Source organism: Actinoplanes couchii (assembly GCF_016862075.1).
Classification (GTDB): Bacteria; Actinomycetota; Actinomycetes; order Mycobacteriales; family Micromonosporaceae; genus Actinoplanes; species Actinoplanes couchii.
Genome location: NZ_BOMG01000024.1, coordinates 25,044 through 38,044 on the forward strand (window position 1 = coordinate 25,044; position 13,001 = coordinate 38,044).

General features: G+C 72.2%; 12 protein-coding genes and 1 pseudogene. 4 read left to right on the forward strand and 9 right to left on the reverse strand.

Features of this window, described 5'->3' with window-relative positions; translation table 11 throughout:
- The first annotated feature begins 67 nt into the window (after positions 1–67).
- On the forward strand, positions 68–940 hold the full coding sequence (locus Aco03nite_RS05985; protein ID WP_203793747.1) for a GNAT family N-acetyltransferase: 873 nt from the start codon (positions 68–70) through the stop codon (positions 938–940).
- 316 nt (positions 941–1,256) lie between these two features.
- Here the strand turns inward: Aco03nite_RS05985 and Aco03nite_RS05990 are convergent, their stop codons facing one another.
- From Aco03nite_RS05990 to trpC, 5 genes and pseudogenes are all read right to left on the reverse strand, one after another.
- Positions 1,257–2,444 carry an FAD-dependent monooxygenase gene (locus Aco03nite_RS05990; RefSeq protein WP_203793748.1) on the reverse strand — a complete coding sequence of 396 codons (1,188 nt, stop codon included), beginning with the start codon at positions 2,442–2,444 and terminating at the stop codon, positions 1,257–1,259.
- Positions 2,386–3,523 (reverse strand): annotated as a pseudogene (gene lgt / locus Aco03nite_RS05995) (prolipoprotein diacylglyceryl transferase); the annotation flags it as partial. The pseudogene lgt and the gene Aco03nite_RS05990, both read right to left, overlap by 59 nt.
- A 77-nt stretch (positions 3,524–3,600) precedes the next feature.
- A complete protein-coding gene (gene trpA / locus Aco03nite_RS06000) occupies positions 3,601–4,398 on the reverse strand; it encodes a tryptophan synthase subunit alpha (RefSeq protein WP_203793750.1) in 798 nt (265 codons plus the stop codon).
- Complete coding sequence (gene trpB / locus Aco03nite_RS06005) at positions 4,395–5,636, reverse strand: tryptophan synthase subunit beta (protein WP_203793751.1); 1,242 nt, start codon at positions 5,634–5,636, stop codon at positions 4,395–4,397. Before trpB ends, trpA begins: the two co-directional genes overlap by 4 nt.
- Complete coding sequence (gene trpC / locus Aco03nite_RS06010) at positions 5,633–6,499, reverse strand: indole-3-glycerol phosphate synthase TrpC (protein ID WP_203793752.1); 867 nt, start codon at positions 6,497–6,499, stop codon at positions 5,633–5,635. The genes trpB and trpC overlap by 4 nt, the downstream gene beginning before the upstream one ends.
- Positions 6,500–6,813: 314 nt before the next feature.
- Between trpC and Aco03nite_RS06015 the strand changes: the two genes are divergently transcribed.
- Positions 6,814–7,038: a hypothetical protein gene (locus Aco03nite_RS06015; protein ID WP_203793753.1), complete on the forward strand. Its 225-nt coding sequence runs from the start codon at positions 6,814–6,816 to the stop codon at positions 7,036–7,038.
- Between the two features lie 45 nt (positions 7,039–7,083).
- Here the strand turns inward: Aco03nite_RS06015 and Aco03nite_RS06020 are convergent, their stop codons facing one another.
- From Aco03nite_RS06020 to hisI, 3 genes are read right to left on the reverse strand one after another with little or no spacing between them, the layout of a single operon-like run.
- Positions 7,084–7,623, reverse strand: coding sequence for a Trp biosynthesis-associated membrane protein (locus tag Aco03nite_RS06020; RefSeq protein ID WP_203793754.1), 540 nt, complete (start codon positions 7,621–7,623; stop codon positions 7,084–7,086).
- The gene (locus Aco03nite_RS06025; RefSeq protein WP_203793755.1) at positions 7,620–9,152 is read right to left on the reverse strand and encodes an anthranilate synthase component I; all 1,533 of its coding nucleotides are present in this window, start codon (positions 9,150–9,152) and stop codon (positions 7,620–7,622) included. The genes Aco03nite_RS06020 and Aco03nite_RS06025 overlap by 4 nt, the downstream gene beginning before the upstream one ends.
- Entirely contained in the window at positions 9,149–9,514 is a 366-nt protein-coding gene (gene hisI, locus Aco03nite_RS06030) for a phosphoribosyl-AMP cyclohydrolase (RefSeq protein WP_203793756.1), read from the reverse strand. The genes Aco03nite_RS06025 and hisI overlap by 4 nt, the downstream gene beginning before the upstream one ends.
- 596 nt (positions 9,515–10,110) lie before the next feature.
- Between hisI and Aco03nite_RS06035 the strand changes: the two genes are divergently transcribed.
- The gene (locus Aco03nite_RS06035) at positions 10,111–11,337 is read left to right on the forward strand and encodes a hypothetical protein (RefSeq protein WP_203793757.1); all 1,227 of its coding nucleotides are present in this window, start codon (positions 10,111–10,113) and stop codon (positions 11,335–11,337) included.
- Between the two features lie 184 nt (positions 11,338–11,521).
- On the opposite strand, the gene Aco03nite_RS06040 is transcribed toward Aco03nite_RS06035, so the two are convergent.
- Positions 11,522–12,256, reverse strand: coding sequence for a DUF2470 domain-containing protein (locus tag Aco03nite_RS06040; RefSeq protein WP_203793758.1), 735 nt, complete (start codon positions 12,254–12,256; stop codon positions 11,522–11,524).
- 71 nt (positions 12,257–12,327) lie between these two features.
- On the opposite strand from Aco03nite_RS06040, the gene rpsD reads away from it, so the two are divergent.
- Positions 12,328–12,936: a 30S ribosomal protein S4 gene (gene rpsD / locus Aco03nite_RS06045; RefSeq protein ID WP_203793759.1), complete on the forward strand. Its 609-nt coding sequence runs from the start codon at positions 12,328–12,330 to the stop codon at positions 12,934–12,936.
- Positions 12,937–13,001: the final 65 nt, after the last annotated feature.

Genomic DNA, 13,001 nt, shown 5'->3' on the forward strand with positions numbered 1-13,001 from the left:
CCGCCGGCGCATGGACTGCGGACGAACTGAATAGCACAGCCGGTGCGGTGACCGGTAGTCTCGCGCGATGGCGCCAGCGGATTCCGGTCTCTTCGACCGGCTCGAACGGTTCTACGACGCTTTGCCCCGCCCCTGGGCGCGGACCGAGGAGATCGGCTCTCTCGTTCTCTTCGTCCGTGACGGGGAGGGCTGGCCCTACTATGCCCGTCCGCGGCTCGGTTCGCACGTCCCTTCGGCGGCCGACGTCACCGACGTGCGCTCCCGCCAGCGTGAACTCGGCCTGCCGGAGACCTTCGAGTGGGTGCACGAGACCACCCCCGACCTGCTGGCCGTGACCCGGTCGGCCGGGCTGGACGTGCTCCTCGCGCCGCTGCTCACGCTCGACCGGGCGGCCCTGGTGCCGGACCTGCCGATGCGGGACGCCGAGGTGCGCCGTCTGCACCCGGACGACCCCACCTTTCCGGCCGACCTACGCGCGTCCCGGGCAGTGGCCCGGCTCGGTTTCGCCGCGCCCGCCCACCAGTCGCCGCTCGATCTCACCGGGAACACGCTGCTCATCGAGGCCGCCGGGCCGGCCGAGCGGGACTCCGGCGAGTTGCTGACCGCCGAGGCGGTGCGACACGCCCGGACGATGTATGCCACCGGGGACTACCTGACCGTGGTCGCCGAGTCACCCTCCGAGGGGATTCTGGCCACCGCCACCGCCCAGCGGTCCGGGGACGTCGCCGAGGTGGTCGGGGTGGCGACGCTGCCGTCGGCGCGGCGCCGGGGGTACGCCTCCCAGCTGACCGCCACGCTCGCCGGGATGCTGCTCGCCGAGGGCGTCGACCTGGTGTTCCTGTCCGCCGGGGACGACGACGTGGCCCGCCTCTACACCAAGGTCGGCTTCCGGCGGCTGGGCACCGCGTGTGTCGCCGAACCGGCCGCGGCGTCGCTCTAGGCGGGCGGCCCGCCGGCGGGTCGGCGATTCCTCACATTCCCAGCATCTGGTACGGGGTAAGTACCACAGCCGTTTCCGGTCCTTACCGAATATCGGCGCCGGCGATCACCGCCGCACGGATCCGCACGTCCGGCCGCACCGATCGAGTGAACAGGGCGATACCCGCCCGTCCCGAAATATGATCACGAACCCGTCGCCCGGAACGGTCGCATCCGCCCGGCGGTCGCGGGACGGCCCGGACGGGCCGCCCTCCGCGCGGGACGGGGCGGGACATGCCGGTGCGCCTGTCGAGGTGTAGGCGTACCGGCAGAAGGGGTTATTCGGGTGGGGTCCAGTCGTGCGACGGATCCAGGGAGCGGGCCAGCATCCGCGGGCGCATGTGGTTCAGGGCCGCGTCCCGGGCGCGCAGCGCGAGCCGGCCGCGGGCCTGGACCACCGCCGACATCCGCCGGTTCTGCCGGACCACGGTGGCGGTCCGCGGCTGCCGCACCCGGCTGTAGTTCTCCACCGCCGCGACCAGGTCCGGGCCCGGCTCCGCGTCGGCCACCACCGCGCGCAACGTCGCCGCGTCCTCGAACGCCAGGCAGGCGCCCTGACCCAGATGGTGCGGCATGGCGTGGGCGGCGTCGCCGATCAGCACCACCCCGCCCGGACCGCCCGGGAAACCGTAGGCGCGGGGCAACGGCCGCAGCTCCCGCACCCCCTGCGGGACCAGGTCCTCCGGCCGGGTGGCGTCCAGCAGCGCGCCGACCGGCTCGTGCCAGCCCGCGAACCACCGCCGCAACAGGGTGAGCTGGGTGGCCGCCGACTCGGGACGGGCGGCGCCGGCCGCGGTCGCCACCCAGTAGATGCCGCCACGCCCGGCCGCGTGATCGCCGAGCGGGATCGCCACGAACCGGTAGCCGGCACCGAGCGTCTCGCCGCCCGGGCACCGGTCCTCGGCCGTGCTGGGCACCCGGAAACCGGGGATCACCGCCTGCCACGCGGCGAACCCGGAACCAACCGCGACCGATTCCGGCGCCACCGCGGCCCGCACCCGGCTGTCGATGCCGTCCGCGCCGACCAGCAGATCCGCCTCGATCGTGGAGTGCCCGTCGCTGACCGCCGGACGGGACCGCAGACCGGTCCGGATCGTCGTCGCCTCGAACCCGGTCCGGATCTCGACGTCACCCAGACCGGCGACCAGCGCGTCGTAGACGTCCTCCAGGTGGGCGGCCGCCGGACCCGGGCCGGCCCCGGTGCGGGATCGCGGGGTCACCAGCCACTGGCCGTCCGGGCGGCGCACCCCGCCGTCCGGCAGCGGCGACGCGATCGCCGTCCAGCCGCCGTCCGGGTCCAGGGACTGCAGGGCACGCAGGCCGTTCGGCCACAGCACCACCGCGGTCGGCGGCGCGGCGATCCGCTCGGCCCGCTCCAGCAGGGTCACCCGCCAGCCGGACCGGGACAGCGCCCCGGCCGCGGCCAGGCCCGCCGTCCCCGCGCCCACCACCACGGCCGTACGCATGAGAGGTGTCAGCTCTTCTCTTCGGTCTCACCGGCGGGCGCGGGCTCGCCGGCCCCGGCCGCCCCGACCGGGACGGGCTCCAGCACGCCGGTCCGCTGGTACTCCCGGAAGCGCTCCTCGTCGACCAGCTGGTAGGCGATCGGCGGCTTGGCGTCCTTCGTCGTCCCACCGGCGGCCACGTCGACCTGGGAGACGTCGCTCGCCTCCGCGGCCGGGTCCGGGGCCACGTCCGGCGCGTCGATCGGCACCACGTAGCCGCGCGGGCCCTTCACCATCACGAAGTAGATGGTGGCCAGCAGGAAGATGATGATCGACACGAAGACGTTGACCCGGACGCCGAAGAACGTGTTCGCCTCGTCGACGCGCATCATCTCGATCCAGCAGCGGCCGGCCGTGTAGGACATCACGTACAGCGCGAAGGCCCGGCCCCGGCCGAACTTGAACTTGCGGTCCAACAGCCACACCAGGCCGGCGGTGCCCAGGTTCCAGATCGCCTCGTACGCGAACGTCGGGTGGTAGAGGTCCGGCTTCGTCACCGGCTCGCCGTCGATCGTGGTCGCGTGCCCCGGGTTCGCCGAGTCCATCTCGTGCACCTCGAGACCCCACGGCAGGGTGGTCACCTTGCCGTACAGCTCGTTGTTGAACCAGTTGCCGAACCGGCCGATCGCCTGCGCCACCGGCAGGGCCGGAGCCAGCGAGTCGGCGAACACGCTGTACGGCAGCCCGATCTGACGGCAGGCGATCCAGGCGCCGAGCGCGCCACCGGCGACACCGCCCCAGATGCCGAGGCCGCCCTCCCAGATGTAGAACGCCCGGATCGGCTCACCCCCGGCGCCGAAATAGTCCTGCGGCGAGGTGATCAGGTGGTAGATCCGGGCGCCGATGATGCCGAACGGCACCGCCCACACCACGATGTCCAGCGAGATCCACGGTGCCACCCCGCGGCGGCGCATCCGCTGCTCCACCAGGAGCGTCGCGGCGACCATGCCGAGGATGATGCAGAGGGCGTACGCGCGGATCGGGAACCCGAACAGATCCCACACCGACTGGGTGGGGCTGGGGATGGCGGCGAAGTTCACGGGTGCACACGCTACCGCCGACAAGCCGTTCTGTGATGCCCAGGGCACCGGCTGAATTCACCGGAGCCCCAGGAACCTCAGCGGCGGCGGACGCCCTCGGCCAGTTCGGCGCTCAGGGCCCGCAGGTTCGCCAGGCCGGTGGCCCGCTCCGGGGCCTCCAGCACACAGCGGATCAGGGCGCTGCCGACGATGACCCCGTCGGCGAACGCGGCCACCTCGGCGGCCTGCGCGCCGTTGCCGACACCCAGTCCCACGCCGACCGGCATCTCCGGGTCGATCGCCCGGATCCGCCGCACCAGGTCGGGGGCCTGCGAGGAGACCGTCTTGCGGGCGCCGGTGACACCCATCAGCGCGGTCGCGTAGACGAAGCCCCGGCAGTTCGCCAAGGTCAGCGCGATCCGCTCGTCGGTCGACGACGGCGCGACCAGGAACGTCCGGTCGATCTTGTGGGCGTCGGCGGCGGCGATCCACTCGGCCGCCTCGTCCGGGATCAGGTCCGGCGTGATCAGCCCGGTGGCCCCGGCCGCGGCCAGGTCACGGGCGAACGCGTCGACACCGTACTTCTCGATCGGGTTCCAGTACGTCATCAGCACGACTGTCGCGCCGGCCGACGACACCGCGTCGATGATCTTCAGGGTGTCCCGGGTACGGACCCCGTTGGCCAGGGCGATGTCGCTCGCCTTCTGGATCACCGGGCCGTCCATCACCGGGTCCGAGTAGGGCAGCTCGACCTCGATCACGTCGCAGCCGGCCTCGTGCATCGCGATCATCTGCTCGATGCTGTGGTCGACCGTCGGGAACCCGGCCGGCATGCAGCCGACCAGCACCGACCGGTTCTCCGACTTCGCCTTCGCGAAGGTCTCCGCGATGCTCACGTGTTCTCCCCCGGGACGACCGTCTCGTTCTGGTCGAGGATGCCGAAGTACGCGCCCGCCGTGTGCACGTCCTTGTCACCGCGCCCGGACAGGTTGATCACGATCGTCGGCGTGCGGCCCAGCTCCTCGCGCAGCCTCGGGACGATCTTCGCGGCGCCGGCCAGAGCGTGTGAGCTCTCGATCGCCGGGATGATCCCCTCGGTACGGCAGAGCAGCTGGAACGCGGCCATCGCCTCGGAGTCGGTGACCGGCTCGTAGACCGCCCGGCCGGAATCGTTCAGCCAGGCGTGCTCCGGGCCGACACCCGGGTAGTCCAGACCCGCCGAGATCGAGTGCGACTCGATCGTCTGGCCGTCCTCGTCCTGCAGCAGATAGGTGCGGTTGCCGTGCAGCACCCCCACCGAGCCGCCGGTGATCGACGCCGCGTGCCGGCCGGTCTCCACACCGTCGCCGCCGGCCTCGAAGCCGTACAGCCGGACACCCTCGTCGGGCACGAAGGCGTGGAAGATGCCGATCGCGTTGGAACCGCCGCCGACACAGGCCGCGACCGCGTCCGGCAGCCGGCCGATCTGCTCCAGGCACTGGGCCCGGGCCTCGACACCGATGCCGCCGACGAAGTCGCGCACCAGCTCCGGGAACGGGTGCGGGCCGGCCGCGGTCCCCAGTAGGTAGTGCGTGGTGTCGACGGTGGACACCCAGTCCCGCAGCGCCTCGTTCAGCGCGTCCTTCAGAGTGCGGGAACCGTTGGTCACCGGGATCACCGTCGCGCCGAGCATCCGCATCCGGGCCACGTTGAGCGCCTGCCGCTGGGTGTCGGTCTCGCCCATGTAGACCACGCACTCCAGGTCCAGCAGGGCGGCCGCGGTCGCGCTGGCCACACCGTGCTGGCCCGCGCCGGTCTCGGCGATCACCCGGGGCTTGCCCATCCGCTTCGCGAGCAGCGCCTGGCCCAGCACGTTGCGCACCTTGTGGGCGCCGGTGTGGTTCAGGTCCTCCCGCTTCAGCAGGATCTCCGCGCCGAGCTTCTCGGACAGCCGGGTCGCCCGGTACAGCAGCGACGGGGTGCCCGCGTAGTTCAGCAGCAGGTCCTGGAAGGTGGCCTGGAACTCCGGATCCACCTTCGCCGACCGGTACGCCGCGTCCAGCTCGTCCAGCGCCTTGACCAGTGCCTCGGGCACGAACCGTCCGCCGTACCTGCCGAAGTGCCCGGCGAGGTCCGGCAAGGACGGCGCGCTCAACGGACCGGCCGCGGCGTCGCCGGGTGGTTGCCGGCGTTGACCAGCTCGGCCACCGCGTCCCGCGGCGACTTCTGGGTCACCAGGCCCTCGCCGACCAGCACCGCGTCGGCACCGGCCGACGCGTAGCGGATCAGGTCGTGCGGGCCGCGCACCCCGGACTCGGCGATCTTCACGACGTTCTGCGGGAGGCCGGGCGCGATGCGCTCGAACACCGACCGGTCCACCTCGAGCGTGCGCAGGTCCCGGGCGTTCACCCCGATGACCTTCGCGTTCGCCTCCAGTGCCCGGTCCGCCTCCTCCTCGTTGTGCACCTCGACGAGGGCGGTCATGCCCAGCGACTCGATGCGCTCCAGGAGGCCGACCAGAACGTTCTGCTCCAGCGCCGCCACGATCAGCAGCACCAGGTCGGCGCCGTGGGCGCGAGCCTCGTGGATCTGGTAGCTGGAGACCACGAAGTCCTTGCGCAGCACCGGGATCTTCACCGAGGCGCGCACCGCGGCCAGATCGTCCAGCGAGCCGCCGAACCACCGGCCCTCGGTGAGGACGCTGATGCACCGGGCGCCGCCCGCCGCGTACTCCCCGGCCAGCTCGGCCGGGTCGGGGATGTCGGCGATCGCGCCCTTGGACGGCGATGCCCGCTTGACCTCGGCGATCACCGCCACACCGGGCTTGCGCAGGGCCGCGTAGGCGTCGATCGCCGGCGGGGCCGCTGCCGCGAGTTCCCTTACCTTCTCCAGAGGCAGCGCTGCCTGCCTCGCTGCCACGTCTTCACGGACGCCGGCGAGGATCTCCTCGAGAACGTTCTGCGAAGCCGCGCGCGCGGGGCCGCCACTGCCCGCTTCCGCCTGCTCTTCGGATGTCACCTAATGACTCCCCTCTCCGGGTGTCTTCGGCCTGATGCTAGGAGGTGACAGCGGGTGACGGCCTCCTGGGGGTATGGCGCGCCTCACGGAATGGACTGCGGCATAATGCCGGACTGCCCGCCGCGAATGTCTCGTCGCTCACATCGGCATGATCGCCCGCACCGCGCTGTGCAGGGCTTATTCCCCCGTTCGGACGATGGCACTTCGTGTTGACGGGGGTGTCACCGTGCGGAAATAGGACTCCACCATCATGTGACTCGGGCAAACTTGTTCCGGACGACGTCAGCCACCGGACGATGATGCGGAGTCGACCCATGGCCACCGAGTTACCCCAGCCGATGAATTTCGCCGCCGTCTCCCGAGTGCTCGTCTCGGTCGCGGCCGAGGTCGCCACCGGCGTGCAGCGCGCCGTCGTCGGTCCCGGCAACATGCGGACCGCCCGGGAGAATGCCTGGGACGCCATCCAGGCCGACCGGGCCCGGGAGGCCGCCCGCGCCGAGACGGCCCGCACGGTGGCCGCCATGGTCTCCGCGCGCTGATCCGTCCACCGGGCCGGCTCGCCGTCCACCGGGTCGGGTCTGCGTCTACCGGGTCGGGTCCTCGCCCCGGTCCAGGGCGTCCCAGAAGGCGCGGCTGTCCGGCACGGCCTGCGTCTGCACCGGAGCGGTCTCCGGTGCGGTGACCTCCGGCGCGGCGGCCGGGGTCCGGTCGTACCGGGAGGACATCGCCGCCCAGAGGTGACCGTGGCGCGCGGTGAGAACGCCGCCCACCGCCACCGCCGCGCCGCCGAGAACCGTCACCACCGGCCACGCCGGGTCCGGGTTCTCGTTCGCCCAGGCCAGCACCGCACCCACCGCCACGCCCACGCCGGCCAGGGCCAGAACCGCGCCCAGCACCCGCCGGACCACGCCCCGGGTGGCCAGCAGCGCGCCCGCCCCGGCCAGCGCCATCACGGCCAGCCCGAGCAACCACGGCTGCACCTCGGCGCCGGTCTGCTCGGTGCGCAGATCGGTCAGGCCGGGCCGCACCTCGACCTCGGTCACCCAGACGCGGGTCACCGCCAGCAGCGCCGCCCCGGCCCCGCCGAGGCAGGCCAGGACGGCGGTGAGCAGGCCGCGCCTCATCGGGCGGCGCGCAGGGTCTCCGCGGAGGCGATCGCGGCGAGCACCGCGGCGGCCTTGTTCCGGGTCTCCTGCTCCTCCGCGGCCGGATCCGAGTCGGCCACGATGCCGGCGCCCGCGCCGACGTAGGCGACGCCGTCTTTCAGCAGCGCGGTCCGGATGGCGATCGCCATGTCCATGTCGCCGGCGAAACCGAAGTAGCCGACGGTGCCGCCGTACAGCCCGCGCCGGGTCGGCTCCAGCTCCTCGATGATCTCCATGGCCCGGACCTTCGGGGCGCCGGAGAGGGTGCCGGCCGGGAAGGTGGCGGCCAGCGCGTCGAACGCCGACCGGTCCTCGCGCAGCCGGCCGACCACTGTCGACACGATGTGCATGACGTGGCTGTACCGCTCGATCCGGGCGAACTCCGGCACTTCCACCGAACCGGCCTCGCACACCCGGCCCAGGTCGTTACGGCCCAGGTCGACGAGCATCACGTGCTCGGAGCGTTCCTTCGGGTCGGCGAGCAGCTCGGCGGCGAGCGCCGCGTCCTGTTCCGGGGTGGCGCCGCGCCAGCGGGTGCCGGCGATCGGGTGCAGCAGCGCGGTCCGGTTGGCGCTGACCTTGAGGTGCGCCTCCGGGGACGAGCCGACGATGTCGAAGTCGTCGAAGCGCAGCAGGTACATGTACGGGCTCGGGTTGGTGGCCCGCAGCACCCGGTAGACGTCGAGCGCGTTGGCGTCGGTGGGCCGCTCGAACCGCTGGGCCACCACGATCTGGAAGCACTCGCCGGCCCGGATCGCCTCCTTGGCCTCCTCGACGGCCTTCTGATATTCACCCGGAAGAGTGCGGCTGACCGGTTCACCGGCCGGCCGCCGGTCCACCGTGGAGACCATCGGCGGCGTGGGCCGGGACAGTGCCGTGGTCATCGCGTCGAGACGGCCCACGGCCTGGTGGTACGCCGCCCGCCGCTCCTGTTCCCCGGCGTCCTCGCCGAGCACCGCGTTGGCCACCAGCAGCGCCGAGCCCTCGTGGTGGTCCAGCACCACCAGGTCGGTGGCGAGCATCATGCCCAGCTCGGGCAGCCGCAGGTCGTCGACGGTGCCGGACGGCAGCTTCTCGAACCGGCGGACCAGGTCGTAGCTGAGGTAACCGACCATGCCACCGGTCAGTGGAGGCAGCGTCTCGTCGGGCAGGCCGCCGGTCGTCGCAGTGAACACGCCGCCCGTCGTCAGAGCCGCGACCGTCTCGCGCAGGGCCACCACGGGATCGCCGGTCAGCGGCACCCCGGCCGGCGGGGTGCCCAGCCAGGTGGCCTCGCCGTCCCGCTCGACCAGGGTGGCCAGGCTACGGACGCCGATGAAGGAATACCGAGACCAGGCCAGGCCCTGCTCCGCCGACTCCAGCAGGAAGGTGCCGGGGCCGCCGGCCAGCTTGGTGTAGACGCCGACCGGGGTCTCGCCGTCGGCCAGCAGCTTGCGGGTGACCGGGACGACCCGTCGCCGGCCGGCGACGAACTCGTCCTCGGTGGGGAACGTGGCTCCGCTGGTCATCCGGTCACCACCGGCAGCTCGGTGCTGAAGCAGGTGTGCGTCCCGGTGTGGCAGGCGGCGCCGACCTGATCCACGGTGACCAGCAGCGCGTCGCCGTCACAGTCCAGCGCCACGCCGTGGACGTGCTGGAAGTGGCCGGAGGTGGCGCCCTTCACCCAGTACTCCCGGCGGCTGCGCGACCAGTACGTGGCGCGGCCGGTGGTCAGCGTGCGGCGCAGCGCCTCGTCGTCCATCCAGCCGAGCATCAGGACGTCACCGGTGCCGCGCTCCTGCACGATCGCCGCGACGAGGCCGTCGGGGGTGCGCTTGAGCCGGTCGGCGATCGCCGGGTCCAGGGTGGTCTCTACATCGGGTACGGACACGCCGACGATTCTCCCCCATCCCCCGCGGCGGCTCCCGACGACGCCCACGATCCGGTAACCGGGGGTGTGCTCGACGAGGCGTAGCGGTACCGTCGCCGAGAAGCGCGGCGCGACGGGAGTGGTGAACCGAGATGGAGCCGACGTCCAGCCCCGACAACCCCCGGCCCTCCCCTGGCCTGTCCCGGTTCTGGCAGACCCTCCCCGAGCCGGAGACGCCGGATCCGGTCGAGACCCCCGCGGATCTGTTGCCCGGCTCGCCGCTCGGCACCTTCCACAGCCACCCCATCCCCCCGCTGGCCCCGATCGCCTCGGCCGCGCGTCACCCGTCCGGCGCCGATCCGTTCGGCCTGAACCGGGCACCCGAAGCGAGCCGGCGCCACCCTCCGGACTCTGACCGGGCGGCCCCGGAAGAGGACCGCGATACTGATCACTCAGTGCCTTCGGACGAGCAGGGCGGGCCTTTGCAGGACGTACAGTCCCAGGAGCCCGGCGGCGGTCCCTTCGGAGGTCTCGACCTCGGCGGACGGTTCGGGCCGGGTGAGAGAGCGGATGAGCGCCACGAACAGGCGGACGACTCCCCGGCCGATGACGAGCCGGTGGATCACGACCCGCCGGATTCCGGGCGGGACTCCGCCGAGACGGCGGACGACAGCGACGAGAACGGACGTGACGACATGAACGGACGGGCAGGGGCGCCCGGTTACGCGCAGACCGGTGAGGCCGGCCCGGACGGGACGGGCGACGCGGCCACCGAGCCGCAGGGCCCGGCCGAGCCGGTCCGCTCGGCCGCGGGCTGGGCCTCGGTGCCCAGTCAGGCTCAGCCGGTCACGCCGACGTCGGGCGGGCCGGTCTCCGGCGTGCCGGTGTCGCCGGCGTACGCGAACCCGTACTCGGTCGCCGATTTCACCCCGGACCACCCGGCCGCGAACCTGCAGTCGGCCGAGCCGGTGCCGGCCGCGCCGGTTCCCGCGCCGGCCGCCGGTTCGGCCTCGGTGCCGGTTTCCGCCGTGTCACCCATGTCGCCGGCCGCACCGGTGTCGCCGGTCTACCTGGCCTCCCCGGTCTCGCCCGCGTCACCCGTTCATCCGGCTTCGCCGGCCACGCCCGCTCCGCTCGCCGAGCCGGAGGAGAAGGCTGAGGAGAAGGAAGAGAAGCCGGTGCCGGCCATTCACGCTTCGGTGCAGATCCCGCTGACCCGGCCGCCGGCCGACGAGCCGGTGGAGCAGCCCGCGCCCGACTCCGGGTACGGCTACACCCCGGCCGGTTACAGCCTCGGTCGCACCCCGGAGGTCTACGGTGTGGCATCGGTCACACCGGCGCCGGTGAGCGCGCCCCCGCAACCGCCGCTCTTCCCGGCCGCCCAGGAGTTCCCGGCCGTGGCGGCCAAGGAGTTCGCGCCGATCGTGGAGACGTCACTCACGATCGACGTGCCGGCCCGCCGCTCGGCCGACCCGGAGGACGCCGACCAGCCCCGCCGGGCCGTCGCCGCCCGCCGTGTCGTGCCGGCCGAGGAGTCCGTTCCGGTGGAGGGCGCGCCTTCGGACGAGCCGCTGATCGCGCGGACCGTGTGGGACGAGGACGCGGCCCGGCATTTCCGGGCGGCGTGGCACGAGGTGAAGGCGGAGTTCGTCGACGACCCGGTCACCGCGCTGACCCGGGCCCACGACCTTCTCACCGACGCGGTGAACGAGCTGACCGAGGTGCTGCTCGCCGAGCGCGACGAGCTGGACCCGCTGCGCGGCACCGACACCCCGGACACCGAGAGCATGCGGATGGCGATGCGGGGTTACCGCGAGTACCTGGAGCGAATCCTGTCGCTGTGATCTGCACAGCACCGGGAAATTAGTGAGCCCTGCCACCCGCGGCACCGGGTGGCAGGGCATGAGACGGGATCCCGCGGCATGACGGCGGCAGAAGGTCGCCGCGGGATCCCGCCTCGATCAGGTGATCCTCATGACGAGGATCGGGGTGATCCGCGTGACGCGGATCGGGTGATCCTCGTCAACTTCACGCGGCGCTGTTGCAGCACCGGCGGCAGAGGATCGGGTGGAGCAGGTGTGCCAGGTCGTGCCGGTCGGCGACCGGCCGGGGGAAGGCGAGCCGCGCCGAACGGTTGCCCATCCGCACCATGAAGCCGTAGCGGTCCATCCGGACGACCTTCGGCTCGTCGTCCGGCAGGGCGTTCTCACCCAGCTGACGGCGCACGTAGTCGCTCATCTCGGCCATGTGGTGATCGGCCAGATCGGCGATCAGGTCGAACTCGACGGCACGCAGCGGGTCCGGAGTGGCCTCGGCGTAGTCGTCCGGATCCACCTCGACGATCTTGTCGTTGCGCTCCCAGCGGACCTCGGCGACCTGCATCCGGAACAGGGCCTGGCTGTCGCCGATGTCGAGCAGGTCGCCACAGGCGTCGGTGTCGGCGTAGTCTAGGGCCGCGGCCCGTGCGTCGTCTCCGTCGAGCTTCACCGCCCAGCCGGAGACCCACACGCGGCCGAGCGATGGGGATACCGCCATGGGCGGTACGTCCCGGATGTCCAGCACGAGGGCCGTGTCCTCGTTACCGCCCTGTGGGTGGAGCGCGGCCGCAAGGGTACCCTCGCTGGGCACTAACAAAAGCACGCGTCCCTGTGCATCGGTGACGTGCCGGACCGGAATGGGTCCGGGGCGGCATGCGATGTGAGCGACTGCGGGCAGGTGGCCGGCGGCAAGCGTACGTGCGATCTCGGCGGGACTGGGTTGCATGGACGAGCACCTCCGGGCACCGGTTAGGCTTACCTAAGTTAGGCAAGGCTTACCGTAACAGGAGATCGCAGTTGAACAACTCTCGACCCAAGGCGAAGCTCTCGCGCGCCCTCGGAATTCCGCTGACGCGTAAGTGCGTCAAGTACTTCGAGCGCCGCCCGTTCCCGCCGGGTGTGCACGGCCGTGGACGCCGGAAGAGCTCGGACTACCAGGTCCGACTGCTGGAGAAGCAGCGCCTCCGCCACCAGTACAACATCAGTGAGGTCCAGATGCGGGCGGCCTACGACGCCGCCCACAAGGCCGAGGGCAAGACCGGCGAGACGATGGTCACCCTCCTCGAGCGCCGCCTCGACGCCACCGTGTTCCGGGCCGGTTTCACCCGGACCATCTACCAGGCCCGCCAGCTCGTCGTGCACGGTCACTTCACCGTGGACGGCAAGAAGGTGGACCGCCCCGGCTACAAGCTCAAGCCGGGTCAGGTCATCGAGGTCAAGGAGACGTCCCGGCAGAAGCCGCCGTTCCAGATCGCGGCGACCGGCACGCACATCGACGGCCCGACCGCTCCGTACCTGTCGACCGTCCTCGAGGACCTGCGCACCACGGTCGTCCGTGCCCCGCAGCGCTCCGAGGTCCCGGTCCTCTGTGACGAGCAGCTCGTCGTCGAGTACTACGCGCGTTAATCAGCAGGCTCTTGAATCGCTGAATTGGCGGGCCTCTCGCAGCGGTCACGGCTGACCGCGGCCGC

Excerpts from the sequence above, each read along its gene's own strand:
- Aco03nite_RS06015 (WP_203793753.1), top strand. The coding sequence starts at position 6,814 with ATGGCCACCGAGTTACCCCAGCCGATGAATTTCGCCGCCGTCTCCCGA.
- Aco03nite_RS06040 (WP_203793758.1), bottom strand. The coding sequence starts at position 12,256 with ATGCAACCCAGTCCCGCCGAGATCGCACGTACGCTTGCCGCCGGCCAC.
- Aco03nite_RS06025 (WP_203793755.1), bottom strand. The coding sequence starts at position 9,152 with ATGACCAGCGGAGCCACGTTCCCCACCGAGGACGAGTTCGTCGCCGGC.
- Aco03nite_RS05990 (WP_203793748.1), bottom strand. The coding sequence starts at position 2,444 with ATGCGTACGGCCGTGGTGGTGGGCGCGGGGACGGCGGGCCTGGCCGCG.
- Aco03nite_RS05985 (WP_203793747.1), top strand. The coding sequence starts at position 68 with ATGGCGCCAGCGGATTCCGGTCTCTTCGACCGGCTCGAACGGTTCTAC.
- Aco03nite_RS06020 (WP_203793754.1), bottom strand. The coding sequence starts at position 7,623 with ATGAGGCGCGGCCTGCTCACCGCCGTCCTGGCCTGCCTCGGCGGGGCC.